The organism is Pantoea ananatis LMG 2665 (assembly GCF_000710035.2).
In the GTDB taxonomy this organism is placed as follows: Bacteria; Pseudomonadota; Gammaproteobacteria; order Enterobacterales; family Enterobacteriaceae; genus Pantoea; species Pantoea ananatis.
The window spans coordinates 68,177-90,490 of record NZ_JMJJ01000001.1 but is presented as its reverse complement, the minus strand read 5'-3'; the positions used below and the strand labels follow the sequence as shown (position 1 = coordinate 90,490).

15 protein-coding genes and 1 pseudogene are annotated in these 22,314 nt (G+C 54.0%); 6 read left to right on the top strand and 10 right to left on the bottom strand.

Annotated elements, in window-relative coordinates; all coding sequences use genetic code 11:
- Positions 1-10: 10 nt before the first annotated feature.
- Positions 11-1,405, bottom strand: a complete 1,395-nt coding sequence (locus EL29_RS00410; protein WP_015701011.1) for an MFS transporter — start codon at positions 1,403-1,405, stop codon at positions 11-13.
- A 585-nt stretch (positions 1,406-1,990) separates the two neighbouring features.
- Between EL29_RS00410 and EL29_RS00405 the strand changes: the two genes are divergently transcribed.
- Positions 1,991-2,545, top strand: coding sequence for a histidine phosphatase family protein (locus tag EL29_RS00405; RefSeq protein ID WP_014595273.1), 555 nt, complete (start codon positions 1,991-1,993; stop codon positions 2,543-2,545).
- On the opposite strand, the gene EL29_RS00400 is transcribed toward EL29_RS00405, so the two are convergent.
- Entirely contained in the window at positions 2,542-3,492 is a 951-nt protein-coding gene (locus tag EL29_RS00400) for a YncE family protein (RefSeq protein ID WP_013024499.1), read from the bottom strand. The genes EL29_RS00405 and EL29_RS00400 overlap by 4 nt on opposite strands.
- 506 nt (positions 3,493-3,998) lie before the next feature.
- On the opposite strand from EL29_RS00400, the gene EL29_RS00395 reads away from it, so the two are divergent.
- From EL29_RS00395 to EL29_RS00385, 3 genes are all read left to right on the top strand, one after another.
- Positions 3,999-5,012: a glycosyltransferase family 32 protein gene (locus EL29_RS00395; protein ID WP_013024498.1), complete on the top strand. Its 1,014-nt coding sequence runs from the start codon at positions 3,999-4,001 to the stop codon at positions 5,010-5,012.
- A 203-nt stretch (positions 5,013-5,215) separates the two neighbouring features.
- Complete coding sequence (opgB, locus tag EL29_RS00390) at positions 5,216-7,507, top strand: phosphatidylglycerol--membrane-oligosaccharide glycerophosphotransferase (protein WP_019106378.1); 2,292 nt, start codon at positions 5,216-5,218, stop codon at positions 7,505-7,507.
- 250 nt (positions 7,508-7,757) lie between these two features.
- Positions 7,758-8,150: a coiled-coil domain-containing protein gene (locus tag EL29_RS00385; RefSeq protein WP_242640085.1), complete on the top strand. Its 393-nt coding sequence runs from the start codon at positions 7,758-7,760 to the stop codon at positions 8,148-8,150.
- Positions 8,151-8,172: 22 nt separating this feature from the next.
- Here EL29_RS00385 and EL29_RS00380 read toward each other — a convergent pair whose 3' ends face one another.
- The 3 genes from EL29_RS00380 to EL29_RS00370 all read right to left on the bottom strand — a co-directional run bounded on the left by EL29_RS00380 (position 8,173) and on the right by EL29_RS00370 (position 10,807).
- Positions 8,173-8,883, bottom strand: a complete 711-nt coding sequence (locus EL29_RS00380) for a GNAT family N-acetyltransferase (RefSeq protein ID WP_080695266.1) — start codon at positions 8,881-8,883, stop codon at positions 8,173-8,175.
- Positions 8,884-9,026: 143 nt separating this feature from the next.
- Positions 9,027-9,533, bottom strand: a complete 507-nt coding sequence (locus EL29_RS00375; protein ID WP_014595268.1) for an RcnB family protein — start codon at positions 9,531-9,533, stop codon at positions 9,027-9,029.
- A gap of 131 nt (positions 9,534-9,664) precedes the next feature.
- Positions 9,665-10,807, bottom strand: a complete 1,143-nt coding sequence (locus EL29_RS00370; RefSeq protein WP_024472366.1) for a serine hydrolase domain-containing protein — start codon at positions 10,805-10,807, stop codon at positions 9,665-9,667.
- A gap of 473 nt (positions 10,808-11,280) precedes the next feature.
- Between EL29_RS00370 and EL29_RS00365 the strand changes: the two genes are divergently transcribed.
- On the top strand, positions 11,281-11,949 hold the full coding sequence (locus EL29_RS00365) for a YecA/YgfB family protein (RefSeq protein ID WP_014606658.1): 669 nt from the start codon (positions 11,281-11,283) through the stop codon (positions 11,947-11,949).
- Positions 11,950-12,224: 275 nt separating this feature from the next.
- Here EL29_RS00365 and EL29_RS00360 read toward each other — a convergent pair whose 3' ends face one another.
- The 4 genes from EL29_RS00360 to EL29_RS00345 form a co-directional block, all read right to left on the bottom strand.
- Positions 12,225-12,935 (bottom strand): FadR/GntR family transcriptional regulator, encoded by a 711-nt coding sequence (locus EL29_RS00360; RefSeq protein ID WP_013024491.1) that lies wholly within the window; start codon positions 12,933-12,935, stop codon positions 12,225-12,227.
- A gap of 99 nt (positions 12,936-13,034) precedes the next feature.
- Complete coding sequence (locus EL29_RS00355; protein WP_014595264.1) at positions 13,035-14,432, bottom strand: MFS transporter; 1,398 nt, start codon at positions 14,430-14,432, stop codon at positions 13,035-13,037.
- 142 nt (positions 14,433-14,574) lie between these two features.
- Positions 14,575-15,606 (bottom strand): L-idonate 5-dehydrogenase, encoded by a 1,032-nt coding sequence (gene idnD, locus EL29_RS00350; RefSeq protein ID WP_028714786.1) that lies wholly within the window; start codon positions 15,604-15,606, stop codon positions 14,575-14,577.
- A 41-nt stretch (positions 15,607-15,647) separates the two neighbouring features.
- Complete coding sequence (locus tag EL29_RS00345) at positions 15,648-16,415, bottom strand: SDR family oxidoreductase (protein WP_024472364.1); 768 nt, start codon at positions 16,413-16,415, stop codon at positions 15,648-15,650.
- A 324-nt stretch (positions 16,416-16,739) separates the two neighbouring features.
- Here EL29_RS00345 and EL29_RS00340 point away from each other — a divergent pair, with 324 nt between their 5' ends.
- On the top strand, positions 16,740-17,993 hold the full coding sequence (locus tag EL29_RS00340; RefSeq protein WP_015701020.1) for an enolase C-terminal domain-like protein: 1,254 nt from the start codon (positions 16,740-16,742) through the stop codon (positions 17,991-17,993).
- Between the two features lie 222 nt (positions 17,994-18,215).
- Here EL29_RS00340 and EL29_RS00335 read toward each other — a convergent pair.
- Positions 18,216-22,279 (bottom strand): annotated as a pseudogene (locus EL29_RS00335) (beta strand repeat-containing protein).
- Between the last annotated feature and the right edge of the window lie 35 nt (positions 22,280-22,314).

Here is a 22,314-nt window from a genome sequence, read left to right as displayed (position 1 = left end):
TTCATCGTATTCAGATGGCGTCCTCTGGCAGATTAAGATCGCGCCCGCGCGTTTCCGGTGCCACAAAGGTAGTCAGGAAACCAATGGAAGCCATCGCAGAGAAATAGATCGCAATGGACCACCAGTGCCCGGTGTACGACAGCATCGCCGCCGCCACCAAAGGTGCAGTGCCACCTGAAATAATCGAGCCCAGCTCTTTGGCCACGGCCATCTTAGTATAACGGTGGTTCACGCCAAACAGTTCCACGCCCCAGGCCGCCTGGACGCCAAAGATGCCCAGAGAAGCCAGCGCCATGCCCACCACGATAACCGGGATAACAATCGCAGGTTCGCGCGTATCCAGCAGCGTAAAGGCTGGCCAGGCATAAATCATCAGCAACAGGCAAAAAACCCGATAAACGACCCGGCGACCGAAGCGGTCTGACAGCCAGCCGGCCAGGGGAATAATCAGGAAGCCAAGCAGCGAGGCAATAAAGACCGCCGTGGTCGGCACGGATTTATCGACCATCAGAACCTTAGCGACATACCCGACGATAAAACCCTGCGCCAGATAAGAGGGACCGTTTTCGCCAATACGTAAGCCGACCATGGTCCAGAAAGCACGGGTACGCTGAAAGAAGGGGCGCGTATCAACCGTCTGATGCTGCGTGGCGATAAGGTTCGCCCGCTCCGCTTCCAGTTGCGCTTTCTTGCGCTCGAACACCGGGGTTTCCCGCAGGTTGCGGCGGATCCAAAGTGCCACAAGGGCAATGACGGCGCTGCTCAGGAAGGGAATACGCCATCCCCATTCCAGCAGGCTTTGTTTATCCATCTGCACCACCAGCAGCCAGACAAGCGATGCCAGCAGCGTGCCGCTGTTAGAGCCGAGGGCGATAACGGAAGACACCAGGCCACGCCGCTTAACCGGCGCATATTCTCCCAGCATCACGGTTCCGCCGGAAAGCTCAGCGCCTGCGCCAAACCCCTGACTGAAACGTAGCAGAACCAGACAGGCAGGCGCCCAGATGCCAATGGAGGCGTAGCTGGGAATCAAGCCGATTAGGGTTGTGGATGCGCCCATCAGAATAATGGTGGTTACCATGACGACTTTGCGACCTTTTCGATCGCCCAGCCAGCCAAAAAATAACGCGCCGATAGGGCGGGCAACAAATCCAACCGACCAGGTTGCAAAGCTGGCAAGCAGCGCCATGGCGGGGGTTTGTTCAGGAAAGAAAACATCACCGAAGATAATGCCGGCGGCGAGGCCATAGAGTGCGAAATCCGCGTACTCCATTGCCGTCCCTAACCAGCATGAAACCGTCGCGCGCCAAAAATCTTTGCGGCCGGCTGGGGTAGTAAACCGCTCATCAGCGGCGGAGGTGGAAGGCTGTGCTGCCTGCTGCGTAACGGAGTGCTGTGCCGTCATAAACGCTGTCCCTTGAAAATATGCAGATCGATAAATGCCATTCCGAGAGACGGTTCCCTGACTACGAGCAGAACGCCCCGGTGGCGACATTCAGTTGGCTAACCATGATGAAAGGAAAGTTAAAGATTCCCTGGTGTTGGAATCCGCAGTATCGCGAGCTTCGCCGCTGTATATTTCAGCGGTCGTATTAATCTGGCGAATGTAACTTGATCCTCGATCGGCCTACCGTGCATCGAGCACCGTGAGCAATCACTGGAAGCTAGTGTATCTACGCGCGTAGATAAATCAATAGCCTTTGAGAAAATTTGTTAGATTTCCTTCACTATCAAGCTTCATTAATATGCCATTTTAAGCGCAAAATCAGGCGGTTAATCCCGACCCGGCGCACAAAAAAACAGCATACACCGGAACCAGAGGCACTTTTCTTTTAACATTAAGCCAAACTGGCTGTCTGACCCTTTCATCGCCTGATGTTGTCGCACATTGGTGTGACTGCCTGATGACAGCACAGGCAGCGATTGCCACATACCGCATCCTCAGATATACCTGACTGGCGCATAAACCGGAGAACGCCGTTAAATCATTATGACCATTATCCTGATGCGACATGGTAAACCTGACCACCCTTTTGCCGGACGTTTAAGCGCACAGGGACTGGCAGACTGGTGTGAAGCCTATGATCTGTCACTGGTGAGCGATGGCCCGCCCGATCGCAGCATCAGCATCGCCAGAAAAGCGGCGGTTGTGGTCTGCAGTCCTCTACCCCGCGCCCACTCTTCGCTGGAGCGCCTCGGACTGCATCCCCATCACGTTGATGCGCTGTTCAGTGAAGTCGGTATTCCTTTGCTCCGGGCTGATCGCATTCAGTTACCCACCTTTGTCTGGCAGGCCATCCTGCGCGCCATGTGGTTTTGTGGCTATGCCGGGGAGACCGAGTCGCTGCAGCATGCGCGCGCCCGCGCCTCGCGTGCCGCCGATCGGCTGATCGCCCTGTCGCAGCAGGGTACGGTTTTGTTGCTGGGGCACGGCATTATGAACAAGATGATTGCCCGTGAATTGCGTAAGCGCGGCTGGCAGGCGGAAAAACACGCCAGCAGCCGCCACTGGAGTTCGGCCATCTACCATCGCCCCTTTATTTAACCAATTTGAAAGTAGCTCAGCGTTTCGTAGCCAGCCCCCACCTCGGTTGTCGCAAGAACGGTTTTCTGTACCAGATCAATGACGCTCAGCGTCCGGTTATCATCATGGGTGATCAATAGCCGTTTCTTGTCCGGACTGAAACAGCCATCCAGCGGCTGGTGAGTCAGCGCTATATGCCCCAAAGGATTCAGTAATTCATCAAAAAGCGTGACGATGGGTTCCTGGTGCCCGATCGCCATCAGATACTCGCCATCCGGACTAAAGCGAACCTTCTGACAGGGCTGTTGATGGCCAGGAAGCGCCAGACGCTGGCGGATTCGATGGCTCTGGCGATCGACGACATAGAGCAGCGGCACATCGGCGGCGCTGGCGATGAGATAGGGATGCCTGGGTGATGCAGTAAGGCCTGAAACCGGGCCGGGCATCAGGATGGTATCAATGACTCGCCCTTCCGCTTCGCACAGGTCGACGACGGTAATGGTGGCATCCTGCTCATTGTCGGTAAAGAGCTTGCGGCCGCTGGGTGAAAGCGTCAGGCGATGGGTATTATCAAGTGGAATGGGAATCGTCTTTTCAACGCGGTGGGTAAGGGGATCGATCACCACCACGACAGTAGGATTTTCACAGCACAGATACACTTTGCCGTCGCGCCCTAACTGACCGCTGTGCGGCGCTTGTGACGGTGAGAGGTCGATATAGTCATTAATCGCCCGCTGTCGTAAATCAATGACCGCCACTTTATGGCCAGGATGAGGCGCATCGCCTTGCATATCGTCACCGTACAGAGGGAGAAAAGCCTTTTCCCAGGGCGCGAGCATCAAAAGCTCGTGCAGTCGCGTTGGGACAACGTCCACGGCCTGGCTGACGTCAAAGGTGTCAGGATCGAGAAACAGCGCCCGTCTGGTTTGCCTGTCAATCGCCAGTAATCCTCGAGATTCAAACGGCATGTCATCTCCTTTTCGTCTGTATAGCTAAAGCGTAGACAATGACTGTCAGGCTGCGCACATCTGTAAATTCATTAATCATGCTGAATATTTCACTTATCTCAATTCCGCACTGATTCTCATACTCGCGCACTGTTTATCGGTTTCACGACAGAAAAACGCCCCCTCTGTCGATATAAAGATATTGCCATAGCGGAATAAAACATTAGCGTAAATAAATATTTATTTTTATTTCAGGCGAAGGCTTATTTCCGTTTTATCCTAAAGTTTCCATTAGGAATAGCGAATTGTTGAATTGTGTTCTATTAAATAAATGAGTCGCGGCCGCTCACGTCACGCATGTGCACAGAAACTGTCGTGGCTCGCCATTGAACCATCACCAGGGAAATACAATAAAAATTGCGCAGCGCAGCATGTCTGCGTTTATGGCGGTTTATATACGGGATGACAGCTTAAGCCCTTATTTTGCCGACTGGCATAAACACTATAATCAAAATAACAGGTGAAACATGAATTCACACCGCCGTTCCTTGCATCATCTCTGGCGTCAATGGGAAAAACTTGCTTTCACCAGCCGCATGCTGTGGACGATTAAACAACACCGGGCCGTAAGCGCGCCTGAATACGATCCTACGCTGGAACAGGATGTGCTGCTGGAATCCGTACCTAAGACCCTGCCTGCCATTGCTAAAAAAGTCTGGCTGTACTGGCCCGGCGACCGGCTACCTGCTTCCGTTGCCCTTAACGCCAGTAAAATTTGCCGTGATAATCCGGATCATGAGATCCACCTGCTTACCCCTCAGACGCTGGGACAGTGGCTGCCGGATGTGCAATTTGTCTCTTCCGATCTGACTCCGCAGCTAAAAAGCGACATCATCCGGCTGGAGCTATTATTACGCTACGGTGGCATCAGCATCGACTGCAACACGTTGCTGTTCGAGGATCTTGCCTGGGTCCATCAGGCCCAAAGCGACCGCCCCATGGATGTGCTGGGATATTATCGTCAGCAAAACACGGTTAACCCACTCAGACCGATGATTGAAACCGGCTTTATCGCGGCGCCTGCTCAAAACCCCTTTATTCGTGAATGGCTGAAACAACTGGCCCCGGTAAAATACGTGGGGAGACAAAACTATCTGCTGGAGTTAATGAAACGCAGTGATTTCCCTGCAGTGCAACAGAATCTCAGCAACCCCGGTGACGAACTCACGGCGCTGGCACATCAGTTGGCTATGGATGAGCATCGTCGGGTTAATACCAGGTTACGTAAAGCGGAAGCCAGCGTCGGCTATTATCAGCAGGTGCATGCTGGCAGCAACGATGCCTGTGTGCGCTCTGTTCTGTTTCAGCAGCGTCCGCTCACGCCGCCGCCGGTCATCCGGCTCAGTGACAGTGCGCGCGCGCACCTCGATTTTAACCTGCGGTTACGCTTTTACAATCGTGCCAGCTTGGTCGGGGAAGCGATGCACGACAGCCCATCCTCTCCCGCCAGACTTTCAGCGCCGCAGGAACAACGCGCGTAATCCGCACCCTGCCCGGCCGTTTCATTAGAAATCGCCGGGCACTTCGCCCCTGTTTAACGTCGAATTGACTGTACTGTGAGTCTGCAGCCAAATCTGCGCAGAGATGTTGCAGCCTGATGACAGCCACTATAGATTGAGTCAAAAATCCATGGAATGTCCCCCTGTTGATAAGAGACATATTCATACGATAAGAGGATTTGACGTTGTCTGAATTCGTGTCAGTGATACTTTTTCTGACCGCGATTGCTGTTTATTCCTGTAAAGCAGGCCGAAGCAGAATCTGGTTTTCCCTCACCTTGTGCTTGTTAATGCTGTTCGTGCTGCTCAACGCCACGCTGTTCGCCAGTAATTATTTTACCGGCGACGGCATTACTGACGCTGTAGTGTATACCTTAACGAACAGCCTCACCGGTGCCGGCCTGAGTAAATACGTTGTGCCCGCCCTTGGGCTGGTCATCGTGCTGTTTTTACTGTTTTGTGCCCTGTCATGGCTGCTGCGCCGCCGTGAGCGGCCCTTTCATTCAGGCTGGAGCCTGGTGGCTTTTGCCTGTGCCGCAGGCGCGGTACAAACAACGCCAGCCTTTCAGCAAGTGAGTTCTCTCATTACCTCGCACTCACTGCGCGAAAACTCCGACTTTGCCACCGTCTATAAAGTCCCGAAAAAGCGCATTGCGCAGCCCGCACTTAACGTGGTGTATATTTATGCTGAAAGCCTGGAGCGGACCTACTTCGACCCGATTGCCTTCCCTGGGCTGGCTCCCGAACTCAGCCGGGAAAAAGAGCAAAGCATCGACTTCACCCAGACCGAGCAGCTTCCCGGCACGGATTACACCATTGCCGGTATGGTCGCATCGATGTGCGGTATCCCGCTTTTTGCCCCTTTCGACGGAAATGCTTCCGCCTCCCTTTCCAGTTTTTACCCACAGAACGTTTGCCTGGGCGATATTTTAAAAAATTCCGGTTATGAAAACTGGTTTATTCAGGGCGCTGACCTGCGCTTTGCGGGTAAAGATGTCTTTTTACGTTCTCACGGCTTTGACCCTGCGCGCCTGTACGGTTCACAGGAACTCAAAGACAAGGTTAGCGATCCCACCTACCGCAACAACTGGGGTTATTACGACGATACCGTGTTGGACGAGGTGTTTGAAACCTATGAGGCACTTTCGCGCCAGCAGAAACGTTTTGCGCTGTTTGCGCTCACGGTGGATACGCATCATCCTGATGGGTTTATTTCCCGAAGTTGCCAGCGCAAAAGTTACAGCTATGCGGGCAAGCCAAATCAGTCGTTCAGCGCCGTATCCTGCTCGCAGGAGCATATCGCACGCCTTATTGCCCGTATTAAGGCCTCTCCCTGGTTTAAGAATACCGTGATTGTGGTGGCATCCGATCATCTGGCCATGAACAACACGGCGCATCCCTTTCTGATCAAGCGTCCTCGTCACGATCTGTTTATGGTGATCCGTGGCGATCAACCGCAGGCAGAAGTGATAGATATGAAACGCAGTACGCTGGATAACGGCGCGACGTTACTGGATATTCTGGGCGGCGACAATGCGATAGGTTTGGGACGTAGCAGCCTGTCTGCAGTGTCGTTGTCGAGCCAGTTTGAGGATATGAAAACCAAAGTGTTGAGCTGGAAAGCCGATATCATTCAGCTGTGGAACTTTCCCAAAAAGATCGACAGCATCACGCTGGATCAGACGAAAAATACGCTCAGCTTTTCCGGGGCCAGCTTTGCCTTGCCCATTCTGCTGCGGGTGACGGAGAAGCATGTAGAGCCACTGCCTGAGGGGGAATATTCGGCGCCTTTACGTTATCAGCTGGCCGACTTTACCTCGGCGGAAAAGTTTGTCTGGGTCGATCGCTGCTTTAAAATTGCCCGTATCTGGCAACCGGCGCTGGCCCTGTCCAGCGACTGGTGCCTGGCAATGGGCCAGCTCGCGGGCCATCCCTCCGTCATGCGTATGGATAGCCCCCTGTGGAAAGGAAAGGTGCAGTTCCCGGCAGGCCCCCAGAACGATGCAAACTATCAACATGCCGTGGCGCAGCTGCGCATCGACGATAATGCGATTCGTTATGATGCCGACAGCTTTCTGTTCGCGGTTCCCGGCGCACCCGCAAGCGTGAAGCAGTTCAGCGGCCTTTCCCGTACGGAAAACTGGGGCCGCTGGTCAAACGCCAATCTTGCCCCGGAAGTGACCATAGAATTCGTTAACCCTTTGCCCGCCAGATTTGATCTGGTGATTACCGCTCGCGCCTATGGCCCAAATGCGCACCGACCCACAAGGGTGCAGGTAGGCGACACAAAACAGCCCCTGATGCTGGGAGAAGAAGCATCAACCCAGACGCTGCGTTTTGATAACACCCGCGGAAGCCATCGGTTAACGTTTACCCCACCAGAGCCGCAACTCAGCAATCTTAACAACATCGCAGGTCAGGACCCACGCAAACTCGGCATCGGTCTGATTACGTTAAAGGTTGTCCCCGTTCCCTGATGTTTATTCACGATGGCGGTTAGCCCCCACCTTTTACACTGCCTGGTAAGCGGGCTGTGTAAAAGAGGCTAACTGACAACGTTTTTTTTGCGGCCCACCCCGCAAAAAGATGAAAACTACGCGTTTAACTAATTGATATAATGGAATTTATTTCGCAATATGTTTTTTATCTTCTGTGACCAGACCGGCTCTCCTGACATGATATTCAAATAACGTGATGAATCGGGAAGGCTCTTGAATGACACTCACCATGATGAATACACACAAAGCGTTTAAACGTTTACAGCGCGCAGGCATCAACGATCGCCAGGCAGAAGCGATGGTGGATATTTTTTCGGCATTAAAGCAGGACAATGCGCTGTCCCGTGCTGATGTCATGCAGGCTTTTCAGCGTCAGAATCAGCATATCTTTTCGCTAAGCACGCAACTGAAGAAAACGGAGTCGTGCCTCAGAACCGATGTGGATGAACTCAAGGCAGACGTCAGCGTACTCAAAACGGACGTTGCCGTGCTCAAGACCGATGTCAGCGTACTCAAGACCGACGTCGGGAGTTTAAAAAACGATATGCGTTGGGTACAGCGTCTGCTGATGATCATGACCACCACGTTGCTTATGGCGACCATTAAATATGTGCTTGCCTGAGCCGTTACCCGCGCTTCAGGCCTTAACCTCGCAGAGTTTCCAGCTTTTCACGCTGTCGCCCGTCGGCTGTAAAGTTAGCCTCTGCCAGCCAGCGTTTCAGCCCATTTTTAACAGCTGGCCATTCACTGTCGATGATTGAGAACCAGGTTGTATCGCGCGTGCGGCCTTTATAAACGCGGGCCTGACGAAATTCACCTTCAAAGCGAAATCCCAGCCGAAGCGCGGCCCGACGCGAAGGCAGATTACAGCTGTCACATTTCCATTCATAACGCCGGTAGCCCAGTTGCTCAAAGGCATAACGCATCAGAAGAAAATGCGCTTCGGTCGCCATTCTTGTTTGCTTTAGCAATCGGGAAAAGGTGACATATCCCACTTCCATCACCCCATTTTGCGCATCAACACGCATCAGCGATAGCGTTCCGACGGCCTTACCGGTTTCAACATCAATGACGCTGAAATGCAACGGATCCTGACTCGCCTCCATCGTAGCAGCATGGGTGAGCCAGGCGGCTTCATCATTAAACGGCCCATCAGAAAGATAGGTCCAGTCACGGCCATCTTCTGCCAGCGACCAGGCCTGCCAGAGTGCTTCAGCATGCGAAGCCACGCTAAAGGGCTCCAGACGGCAAACCTGACCTTGAAGCACCTCACGCTGAGGTAAGGGACGTGGCTGCCAGTCGGGCATGGATTGCCCTACAGGTTGACCATACTGATTGACGTGTTGCGACATCATGCCTTCTCCATTGCAGTGAATAAAAACACGTTGCCATGTTGCAAACACGTTGAGAAGTCATCACTGATAAAAAAGACAGAAATAGAAAACGGCCGCTTAACGCGGCCGTTGAAAGAAGAGATAACTAACAAAGCGCCGCAGGACTATCCGCGGAAGAAGATATCGCCGGATTTACCCATAACGATCTTACCGGTGTCGTTAGTAATCAGAATGTAATTGGCATTGATATAAGCCCAGTGGGTATCTGGCTGAGGCGCAGGCAAATTACGTTTCTGCCACTCTGTGATGGTGTAAGTCTTGCTGCGGTACTTATCAGGCACGGTATCACCGATTTTATGCTCTTTATAATCAATGATAATGGTGCTGAGATCGTAATTTGGCTTACCTGGATTGCCTGCTGACTGCGAAGGCGTTGTTGGGGTAATACCGTCGTTAGAGTCAGAACTCATCGGCGCCTGCGGCTGGGCAGGTGCTGCAGCACCGGGCTGCGCGTTGTTATCGCCAGGTTGAGCGGTTGGATTGGCCGGTTGAATCTGCGGCGGCGGTGGCACATTGTCGGTGGTTTCACCCGCAGCCTGAGCGGCGGGGATCAGGCTCAGCGAGCCGAACAGTAAACCAGCTGAAATAAAAGCAATTTGAGTCCTGCGCATAATAATTTCCACATTGAATTGATTTTAATAACAGTAGACTACTCTGAAGACAATCTAAACAGGGCTGCGGTTCCGTCACTCATAAAGGTAAGTGTAAGGAATCACGACTCATTCTGGACCCAACCTACACCTTACCTGTCTTTCTCTGCCAGGTTAAGCAACAATGTGATACCAAGATAGTTGCTCCAGTTAAACGCGTTTTGCAGTACCACGATGGCATTGCCTGCCTGCTTGTCAAAACCGATAAAAGCGGAATAACCACCAATATAGCCGACCTGATAGGTAATGTTCCTTCCTGCCAGCCTGTCTGTAACCCAGGCGATATTCTGCGTCTGTGCGCCCTGCTGATACACGCCTTTATTGATCTCAGCAAAGGCACGATTACGCGCCGGATCGCTGCCCGCAGTGAGATGTGCACGCAGATAGACGCTCAGATCCCGTGCGTTGCTGTAAAGACTGCCCGCCGCGACCATATTACGCTGGAAACGCCAGTCCGGGGTGAGATCACCGCGCGGGATAAGCTTTGGCTGATCGCCAGCATGCCCTAACGCCCGTGTGGAAAAACCGCTTAAACGCTCAGGCACAAAGCTGGTGTTGTTCATTCCCAGCGGTCGGAAAATCCGTTGGTGGGCAAGCGTTTCAATATCACTATGGCAGCGTTCACGCAAAATATAGCCCAGCAGCGCATAGCCAAGGTTAGAGTATTGCGCTCCCCGCTGACGCGGCGCAGAAAAATCCGCCAGGTATTCCAGAACGTCATCACTATCCAGGTTGCCATAAAAGTTCTGACCGCTGCGCAGATAGCCCATAAACTGCATAAACATCGGCAAATCCATATCCTGACGCGGCAAACCCGAGGTATGGGTCACTAACTGTAATAGCGTGATTTGACGTGCATCTTGGCTCAATCTGACGTCAGAGGGCAACAAATCGGCCAGCGTGTCACTCCAGTGCAGTTGGCCTTCGTTAACCAACTCAATAATCACCTCTGCGGTTACGCCTTTACTCAGTGAGCCGAGCGCAAATAAGGTTTCAGGCGTAATCGGATAGCGATGTACGTCATCGGTGACACCCGCGCTGTAAAACAAGGTGGGATTAAGATGATGGATAATTGCAATACTGATGCCGGACACCTGTTTACGCTGCATATAATGGCGCACCAGATCGTCCAGGTTGTCATGAAAATCGCTGTGCGTCAGATAAAGCTTGTCGCCTGCTGGCGCAGAGGTCTGCGACAGCGTGCCGCAGGCAGCCAATAACAGCGCGCTTATCATCAGAACTGCACTGCGTCTAAACAGGTGCCCGCATCCGCTCAACAGGCGGTGTAACCTCTGGGGTGAATACTCTTTTCTGGTCACGTCCTCGCGCCCATTTTATTGTTGTTATCAGGCACTGACGAACGTTCATATCAGCATCATGCCGGGGGATTATTCCGCTGTGCCTATATCGACACAGATTAGCCAAATCTTTATGCTTCTGGTCATCGTTTCCTACTGAAGGATGTCACCCCTGGCAGGACACACGTAAGGGAAACGAAGCAGGTTGGCGCCTGATATAGCCACGATCGTGCAGGAAAACGTATTGCAGGCCGCGAAGAGTAACATAGCAGGCCTGGTAATGCCTCTGCTGAGTCCGCTGCCGTTCAGGGCAACCCGACGACACTGCCATCAGCGCAATAAGCGTGTACACTGCGCGTTTTTACACGCAGTAAATTTTCTGCTGCACCAGACACGTTCGGAGATATCCCATGAAAGAAGGCCCGTTAAGCGAAAAAGAGCTGCAATGGCTCGAAGATATGCTGGAAAAATACGGTAGTGAAGCGTCGATTCTTGATGTTTCAGAACTGGATGGCCTGCTTACTGCCGTGCTTTCAGGTCCGACGACGGTAGAGCCAAGCCGCTGGCTTGTCGCGCTCTGGGGCGGCGAAAAGCATATTCCCAAATGGAGTAATGAGCGCGAAATGACGCGCTTTATGGAACTCAGTTTCCAGCACATGAATGACATTGCTGACCGCCTGTCTGAGTTTCCAGAACAGTTTGAACCCCTGTTTGGCGTGCGCGAAATGGAAGGTCTGGAATTTACCGTCGTTGAAGAGTGGTGCTACGGCTATATGCGCGGCGTGGCCTTAACCGACTGGTCTGCACTCCCTGCTGAACTCCAGGACTCACTGGACGCCATCGCCCTGCACGGCACAGAAGAGAATCTGGAAAAGGTTGATGCGCTCACGCCTGAAGAAATGGAAAGCAGCATTGATGCTATCCGCCCTGCCGCCCTGGCGCTTCATGATTACTGGATCTCACAGCCCGAAGCGATTCCTCAGGTGCAGCAGCCGGTCACTGCGGAAAAACAGCCGGGCCGCAACGATCCCTGCCCCTGCGGCAGCGGAAGAAAATACAAGCAGTGCTGCCTGCATTGATTGAAGAGGGAGCCCGGTCCACTGGCTCCCTTGTTTATTCTGCCACAGTTAACTTCACCACTCACGTCGGAAGAGCCCTATGGCTAACCTGCCGCTTCGCCCTCATTTCTTACAGAATGCTGGATCGCTACGTGCTCATGACCCAGACCAGCGCGTTACTGGCGATAAAACGGACCAGCAGGGCAATGGCAATAAGAAGCCTGTCACGGTGAATCCTGTTTTCCTCAGCCTACAGAAGGGGTGGCTTTTTTCGCGTTCCCGCAGCGCGAAACAGCCTATTCCCCCTCTTCTTTTTTAATCATATCGATGGCGACCACGTTATGTTTCATCGCCTCATTCAGCACCTGTACCGCCGAGGACGCATCGCGGTTTTTAATCGCCATAAAGACTTTGATGTGCGCCTCAACACTTTCAAGCGTAATGCCCAGTGAGCGATTCAGTTCTTCAAGATAATAGTAATAAATATCTTTGATTGACTTCATCACGTTGTAAAACACGCTGTTATGAGAGGCGCGGATAATCGCCAGATGAAATTCGTAATCCGCTTCCGAATATTTCTTATAATCGCCTTTATTAATAAGCATGTTATTGAGCGCCTGCTCCAGCAGGCCAATATCCTCTTCTGTGGCATGTTCCACTGCCAGCTCAACACATTTAAACTCGACGGTCTGGCGAAAAACCATCATGTCGTTAAAGGCTTCCCGGCTCAGATGCATTAACGGTCTGGCATTGTGATTAAGCATCTGTGGCGAAAAGTCTTCACACACGTAACTGCCGCTGCCCTGACGGGTAATCACGATACCCAGATCGCGCAGGCGCTGCACCGCGCTGCGTATACTGACCCTGCTGACATTAAAAGAGTGCGTCAGCTCCGCTTCAGAAGGTAAACGCGTGCCTGCGGACCAGCTACCGTCCAGTAGCTTCGCCTTAATTTGCTCGAACACTTCGTTAACGACGTTCTGTTTCTGAATGGATTTTATGCTCACAACACCTTCTCATATGATGTCCTACATGACGCCATTCTATCTTATCCTTTCCAGCAAAGTCCTGCGCTAACGCAGTGACAGACAGGGTTCAACCTTGCCTTACTCGCCGCTTCCTGCCCGGATCGAGGGGGCAACAGGATGACAACCATCCGGCACGCCGCCCGAGGCATCGGCCTCTGCGGTAAGATCCCGATCCACCACCTCTGGCATTATCAGTGAAGCCAGCAGGCCGATACAGGAATAGCCGATCAGCATGATCGCAATCGGATACCAGGTGCCCGTGAGCTGGCAGAAAATACCGGCCAGGAGCGGCCCTAAGCCAGTGGCAAACAGCCCACCGATCTCCTTAGAGATGGCCATTTGCGCGAAACGGTTTCTGGAACCAAACATCTCTGCCATGGTGATCCCTTCAATCGCCGCCTGGCCCAACACTGCGATATTGTGAATGACGATCAGGCAAACCATGATGGTACTCACCGCCTGCGCGTTATCGACGATGAGTGAAATCATCGGATAAGCCAGAATAATCGAGCCCAGCGTCAGAATGCGGTAAGGAATACGGCGCCCTATCCGGTCTGAGAGCCAGCCGATAAGAGGAATTGTCATAAATCCTATTACCGAGCTCACCATGATGGCATCGGTGGGAACCGCCTTATTGAACAACAGCGTCTGAACCATATAACCCGCCAGAAAGGTCTGGATGATGCCCGAGTTACCCGCCTGACCAAATCGCAGCCCGGTAGCAATCCAGAAGGCTTTGCCTTTGATTAACTGGAAAACAGACTGTGCCGGCTGATCGTGGGGCTTGACGGTGGCAGACTCGGCAACGTTTTCAAACACCGGACTTTCTTTCAGGTTGAAACGCAGCCAGATAGCAAATCCCATCACGACGAAACTGGCCAGGAAAGGAATACGCCATGCCCAGGCAATGACTTCGTCATTGGTGAAGAAAAAGAACATAGCCGCCCAGATGGCGGTTGCGCTTAACGTGCCGCAGTTGGTGCCCATGGCAACCAGCGAGGCAATAATGCCCTTTTTCCCTTTGGGCGCATATTCAGCCAGCATAGTGCTGGCACCCGATATTTCTGCACCGGCGCCTAATCCCTGAATAATACGCAGCGCCACCAGCAGCAAGGGCGCTAAAATACCCACCTGCTGGTAAGTGGGTAATACGCCAATTAAGGTGGTACAAACGCCCATTAAGGCGATAGTGATAAACAGGACTTTTTTTCGGCCAACACGGTCGCCCATTTTCCCAAAAAAAACGGCGCCGACGATTCGCGCGATATAACCTGCACCGTAGGTTCCCATTGCCAGAATCAGCGCCATCGCACCCGACTGTTCGGGAAAAAAGACTTCATGAAAAACTAACGCCGCACCAAGAGAATAGAGCTGGAAATCCATAAATTCTAACGTTGTACCCAGCCATCCTGATACGGATGCCCGGACCAGATCAGAGGTATTACGTTCTGTGGTGTTGGTATTTAAATGACTCATGTTTTCACCCTGAGGTCGACGATGCGTTAACAGGCGACTAAATGACAGGCGAGTGCCGCTTACGCGGAGCGTGAGGATCTCTTCACCCGCGACAATCACCGATGTTTTAAGCCAGAGTAATAACTACAGGTTCTGAGATATTTTATGAAAACTGAACTAATACTTTTGAATGTTGTGTTTTATCACTGGCCGCCTTTAATGCCGCCTCAATATCGTGATAGGCATAATTGCCGGAAAGAATCGGACGCGGATCGATAATGCCCTTTTCCAGCCATTTCACCGCCACATCAAATTCATCGATAAAACGGAAGGAGCCTTTCCAGCTAATTTCTTTTACCAGCATCTGCGCTACCGGGAAATTAAGCGGACTTTTTCCCATCCCAATTTGAACCACAACGCCGCCAGGCCGCGTAACCAAAATACTGGATTCAATCGCTGCTTCGGCTCCGCTGGCTTCCAGCGTAACGTCGAAATATCCCCGATTTTCACCGTAGCGGGCAACGGCGGCACGATCGCTCGCATCCACTGCCGAGTCAGCCCCCATTTCTACCGCGATGCGGCGGCAGCGCTCGCTCGGATCGAACGCCACGATCTCTGCCGCGCCGGAAGCGCTTGCGGCGGCAATCGCTAAGGCGCCGATGGGGCCCGCGCCCATCACCAGCACCCTTTTCCCGACGATGCTGCCTGCCACGTTGAGCGCATGGATTACGACGGCGGTAGGCTCAGCAACGGCCATGACGCTGGCCGGAACCTGCTCATCATAAGTCACGCACTGCTTCGCAGGCACCACGACATATTGTGCAAATCCACCATTCACGTGCGGAGTGAACTGGGCGCTCCCCATAAAGCGCATGGTGGCGCAGGCATTCTGTTTACCTGCCCGACAATACTCACACTGACCACATGGCTGTGATGGATTAATCGCGACTTTTTGTCCCGGTTCTAGCCCTGATGCTGCCGGCGCCTGGAAAATCCGCCCCACAAATTCGTGACCTATCACCAGCGGTTGCTTAATCACGGATAATCCGGCACGTCCTTCATGGTAATAATGAATATCCGAGCCGCAGATGCCGCCGCACTCCACTTGAACAACGACATCATCATCCGAATACTTCAGTTCGCGCTGCTCAACCGCGATCTCTTTTTTGCCCTTTGCCACGCAGGCATGCGTCATTATGCTGTGCACATGTTTTTCCTCTTCCGGGTCAATAACGCTTACAGCACGGCCAGCCAGCCGCCATCCACGTAGATAATCTGACCATTGATATAATCTGAGGCAGGCGATGAAAGAAAAACGGCCGTACCGGCCACTTCTTCTGGCCGTCCCCAGCGCTGCGAAGGGTTACTGCTTTTCACCCAGCTGTCGAACCGGGCATCGTCCACCAGCGCACTGTTCATGTCTGTCAGGATATATCCCGGCCCAATCGCATTGGTCTGGATATTAAACTGCGCCCATTCGGCCGCCATTGAGCAGGTCAGCATCTTAATGCCGCCCTTGGCAGCGGTATAAGGTGCAACGGTTGGCCTGGCTGCCTGGCTGGTCAACGAACCGACATTGATGATTTTGCCGCCCCGATCGCGGGCAATCATGCGTTTGGCTGCCGCGCGCGAAACCAGAAAGGCGCTGGTGAGGTTGGTATCAATCACCTTTTGCCAGTTTTCCAGTTCCAGCTCCAGCATGGGTTTGCGGTACTGGATCCCGGCATTATTTATTACGATATCGACTGCGATGCCCTGCTCATCCAGACTGGCGAACACCTGCTCTATCGCGCTTTCACTGGTCACATCAAACACCCGGCCGGAGACGCGATAGCCTTTATTTTTAAGCTGTTCAACGGCCTCGTTCAGCACCGCTTCACGCGTGCCGTTCAAAATAACGTCTGCCCCGGCAGCGGCTAATGCTTCGGCGTAGGCAAACCCCAGGCCGCGGGAGGACCCCGTTATCAAAGCCGTTTTACCGGTCAGATCGAACATTGCAGTCATAATCCACCTTTAAATATGTATGACAACTATCTTATTAAGGTGAATTTTCCGGCAGATTAAATCAATACACAAAGCGTATTTATGAGGCACATATCACAAATGCTTAACAGAAAAACCCATCAAGTCATTGTATTTAATAAACATAAAAACAATGCATTTAGCCTGAGACGTTTCATTAGATCGCCGTCACAAAAATAGCAGTGCAGAATTCAAGCCGGATAAATTTATGATAGAAAGGCAATGTTGTATGACAACATACCATTAAACCCTGCGTAGCAGAGATGAGTACGGTGCGGTTAATGTTCTGAATAATAAGGAGCTAGTGTGAGCAATCTGTTCATCACCAATGTAAAAACAATTTTGACTGCGCCGGGCGGCATCGATCTGGTGGTGGTTAAAATTGAAACTAATGAGCCCGGACTGTACGGTTTGGGTTGCGCCACCTTTACCCAGCGCATTTACGCCGTACAAAGTGCCATTGATGAGTACCTTGCCCCGTTTCTGATTGGCAAAGATCCCGCCAGAATAGAAGATATATGGCAGTCCGCCGCAGTGAGTGGCTACTGGCGCAATGGTCCGGTAATGAATAATGCCCTTTCCGGCATTGATATGGCGCTATGGGATATCAAAGGTAAACAGGCTGGCCTGCCGGTTTATGAACTGCTGGGTGGGAAATGTCGCGACGGTATTGCGCTCTATGTGCACACCGATGGCGCCGATGAAGTTGAAGTGGAAGACAGCGCTCGCGCCAAAATGGAAGAAGGCTACCAGTATATTCGCTGCCAGATGGGCATGTACGGCGGTGCCGGTACTGATGACCTGCGACTGATTGCCAATCGCATGGTGAAAGCGAAAAATATTCAACCCAAGCGCTCGCCTCGCACCAAAGCCCCGGGGATCTATTTTGATCCGGAAGCCTATGCGAAAAGCATTCCGCGTCTGTTTGATCATCTGCGTAATAAACTGGGTTTCAGCATTGAGCTACTCCATGATGCCCATGAACGTATTACGCCGATTAATGCCATTCATATGGCTAAAGCGCTGGAGCCTTATCAGCTTTTCTTCCTTGAAGATCCGGTTGCTCCCGAGAATACGGAGTGGCTGAAAATGTTGCGCCAGCAGTCTTCCACGCCGATCGCAATGGGCGAGCTGTTCGTTAACGTGAATGAGTGGAAGCCGTTGATCGACAATAAGCTGATTGATTATATCCGCTGTCATATCAGCTCGATTGGCGGTATCACACCGGCGAAAAAAATCGCCATCTACAGTGAATTAAACGGTGTTCGCACCGCCTGGCACAGCCCTGGGGATATCTCCCCGATTGGGGTTTGCGCAAACATGCATCTGGATCTGAGCTCGCCTAATTTCGGCATTCAGGAATACACGCCAATGAATGATGCGCTACGTGAAGTCTTCCCGGGCTGTCCTGAAGTGGATCAGGGCTATGCTTACGTCAATGACAAGCCGGGGTTAGGGATTGATATCAACGAAGCGCTGGCGGCGAAATTCCCCTGCGAGGGCGGCAATCCGACCTGGACGATGGCCAGGACTCCGGATGGCACAGTCTGGCGCCCCTGAGTCATCAGGTCTTTTTGCAGAGGCTCAGCAATGGGCCTTTTTGCTTTTCCCTGGCATTGTTGGCCTGGCCGGCCTGGACCACAACAGGCCGTTCAGGTCGGCTTTACTGTGTTCAGGGACAGATAAATAACCAACAAGAACACGCTTCTCTGCTTTTTTAAGCCTGGCTGCGCGCTGTTTAAACCTCCCGTCCCCTCGCGAACATTCCCTCTGTTATGGCGATTATTCTTCGGGTTTATTCACGATATTATTGTCCTCATCCATCTGGTAAGGCATATCCGCTTCTATTCCCCCCTTTCCGGTTTTAGCGACCACGTTAGTGTAGCGCTTTCCATCCCAGCAGCGAAAAATCAGAACTGAGTTTTCCCCGGCGGTCAGGGTTGAACCATTGCTTCCTATCAGCTTGCTACGGCATCCGGCGGTGAGAATGCTGTTGATGCCCGCCGTCAGCTTGCTTCGGTCTCCCGCCATGAGGATGCAGTCATTGCCTGCCGTGAGTTTGCTGCGATCGCCAGCGGTGAGGTAGCTGTTGTTGCCTGCCAGAAGCTTGCTGCGATCCCCGGCGGTTTGGGTGCTGTCCGCTCCGGCAATCAGCTTGCCGCGCTCTCCGGCCATTTGCACGCTGTCTGCCCCGGAGATCAATGTGCTGCGATAACCCGCCGTTTGTGAGCTGCCCTTTCCCGCAATCAGCATGCTGCGGTTGCCGGTGATCTGGGTGCTTTCCGGGCCAGCAATCAACGAGCTTCGGTGGCTGGCGATCTGATTACTGCCATATCCCGCCGTCAGACTACTGCGTCTGCCCGAAATCAGGCTGCTTCCGTAACCGGCGGTGAGTACGCTGCGAAGTCCGCTGATCAACGTACTGCCATAACCCGCCGTCAGGAAGCTGCGAATACCGCTGGTCAGCGAACTGCCGTAGCCTGCGATCAGGGAGCTGTCGGCGCCCGCCGTTGCAGTACTGCCGTAACCTGCCGTTAGCGTACTACTGTGCTCGGCCGTTTGCGTGCTGCCGTAACCGGCTGTCAGCGTACTTTGATAACCCGCCGTCTGGGTACTACCGTAACCGGCAATCAATGAGCTGTCATAACCGGCCATTGAGGTACTGCCGTATCCGGCAGTCAACGAACTCTGTTCTCTGGCAGTCTGCGAACTCCCGTAACCAGCCATCAACGTACTTTTAAAGCTGGCGGTCTGGGTGCTGCCGTAGCCTGCGATCAGTGAACTCTCATAACCTGCCGTAGAAGTACTGCCGTAGCCGGTCGTCAGATCGCTATTCTCCTGCGCCGTCTGGGTGCTGCCGTAACCGGCCGTCAGAATACTGTTGTAACCGGCGGTCTGCGTGCTGCCGTAGCCCGCGATCAGGGAACTGTCGGGGCCTGCCGTCGAGGTACTGCCGTAGCCCGTGGTCAGATCGCTGCGCTCCTGCGCCGTCTGGGTGCTGCCGTAACCGGCCGTCAGAATACTGTGATAACCGGCGGTCTGCGTGCTGCCGTAGCCTGCAATCAACGAACTGTCGTAACCCGCCGTCGAGGTACTGCCGTAGCCCGTGGTCAGATCGCTATTCTCCTGCGCCGTCTGGGTGCTGCCGTAACCGGCCGTCAGGATGCTGTTGTAACCCGCTGTCTGCGTGCTGCCGTAGCCCGCGATTAACGAGCTGTCGTAACCCGCCGTCGAGGTACTGCCGTAGCCCGTGGTCAGATCGCTATTCTCCTGCGCCGTCTGGGTGCTGCCGTAACCGGCCGTCAGGATGCTGTTGTAACCCGCTGTCTGCGTGCTGCCATAGCCCGCGATCAGAGAACTGTCGGCGCCGGCGGTTGAGGTGCTGCCGTAGCCCGTGGTCAGATCGCTGCGCTCCTGCGCCGTCTGGGTGCTGCCGTAACCGGCCGTCAGGATGCTGTTGTAACCCGCTGTCTGCGTGCTGCCGTAGCCTGCAATCAGGGAGCTGTCGGCACCGGCGGTTGAGGTGCTGCCGTAGCCGGTCGTCAGCACACTCTGTTCGCGCGCCGTCTGCGTACTGCCGTAACCCGCCGTCAGGCTACTGTGATAGCTGGCGGTCTGGGTGCTGCCGTAGCCCGCAATCAGGGAGCTGTCGGCACCGGCGGTTGAGGTGCTGCCGTATCCCGTGGTCAGATCGCTGCGCTCCTGCGCCGTCTGGGTGCTGCCGTAACCGGCCGTCAGAATACTGTTGTAACCCGCTGTCTGCGTGCTGCCGTAGCCTGCAATCAGGGAGCTGTCGGCACCGGCGGTTGAGGTACTGCCATAACCTGCGGTGAGATCGCTGCCCTCCTGCGCCGTCTGGGTGCTGCCGTAACCGGCCGTCAGAATACTGTTGTAACCGGCGGTCTGCGTGCTGCCATAGCCTGCAATCAGGGAACTGTCGGCGCCGGCGGTTGAGGTGCTGCCGTAGCCGGTCGTCAGCACACTCTGTTCGCGCGCCGTCTGCGTACTGCCGTAGCCCGCCGTCAGGCTACTGTGATAACTGGCGGTCTGGGTGCTGCCGTAGCCCGCAATCAGGGAGCTGTCGGCACCGGCGGTTGAGGTACTGCCATAACCTGCGGTGAGATCGCTGCCCTCCTGCGCCGTCTGGGTGCTGCCATAACCGGCCGTCAGAATACTGTTGTAACCGGCGGTCTGCGTGCTGCCATAGCCCGCAATCAGGGAGCTGTCGGCACCGGCGGTTGAGGTACTGCCATAACCTGCGGTGAGATCGCTGCCCTCCTGCGCCGTCTGGGTGCTGCCGTAACCGGCCGTCAGAATACTGTTGTAACCGGCGGTCTGCGTGCTGCCATAGCCTGCAATCAGGGAACTGTCGGCGCCGGCGGTTGAGGTGCTGCCGTAACCGGTCGTCAGCACACTCTGTTCGCGCGCCGTCTGCGTACTGCCGTAGCCCGCCGTCAGGCTACTGTGATAACTGGCGGTCTGGGTGCTGCCGTAACCTGCAATGATTGAGCTGTCCGAGCCTGCCGTGCCGGTGCTGCCGTAACCGGCCGTAAGGTCGCTGCCCTTCTGCGCGGTCTGGGTGCTGCCATAACCGGCTGTCTGGGTGCTCTCTTCCCCGGCCGTCTGGGTGCTGCCGTAGCCCGCAATTAATGAACTGTCGGCACCCGCCGTGCCGGTACTGCCATAACCTGCAGTAAGATCGCTGCCCTTCTGCGCGGTCTGGGTACTGCCGTAACCGGCTGTCAGCGAGCTGTCTTCGCCCGCCGTCTGGGTACTGCCGTAACCGGCGATCAGAGAGCTGTCGTCACCCGCCGTACCGGTACTGCCGTAACCGGCCGTAAGGTCGCTGCCCTTCTGCGCGGTCTGGGTGCTGCCATAACCGGCTGTCTGGGTGCTCTCTTCCCCGGCCGTCTGGGTGCTCCGTAGCCCGCGATTAATGAACTGTCGGCACCCGCCGTGCCGGTACTGCCATAACCTGCAGTAAGATCGCTGCCCTTCTGCGCGGTCTGCGTGCTGCCGTAACCGGCTGTCAGCGAGCTGTCTTCTCCCGCCGTCTGGGTACTGCCGTAACCGGCGATCAGGGAGCTGTCGGCGCCCGCCGTGCCGGTACTGCCGTAACCGGCGGTGAGATCGCTGCCTTTCATGCCGGTCTGCGTGCTGCCGTAACCCGCCATCTGGCTGCTCTCTTCACCTGCGGTTTGGGTACTGCCGTAGCCCGCGACTAATGTGCTGTCTGATCCCGCTGTACCGGTGCTACCATAACCGGCAATTAATGTGCTGCTATCACCCGCCGTCTCAGTACTGCCATATCCGGCAATCAGCTGACTCTGATGCGTGCCGCTGAGCGTACTGCCATAGGTTGCGATTTCAATCGTTTGTGTCGGCTGCGTACTGCCTGATTCGATGGTCGCATCAATATCATCTGTTACAGGCAGCGATCGATTGCCTGCCTTTACCTCTGAAGTGACATCAGGCGCTCCAGGCCCGGCCTGCATTTCCGTACAGGCAACGTAATCAGCCCGATGGTGCAGGATAAATTGCATCGCACTGGTTTTCGTTCCAACGTGAAGAACCTCAGCACGGGGAAATTTAATCCAGCCATGAGTTTCAATAGCGATACACTCATCGGCATCCACTTCAGCGACAACCCACCTGGCATCAGCGTGCAGGCTCAGCGGTGAATCCGATCCTTTTCCCCAGATTAGCCCCGTTAGTCCGTTCTCAAAGCCTTTAACCGGCTTCCAGTATTTACACTCTACGATACCGCTTAACGGCCAGATGATTCCGCCGTGATCGGCCATATTATTAGCACAGGTACGTAATATTAAAACCTTGTCTTCTTTCATGTCTAAACCTTCATTTCATTAGGGCATGAAAACAG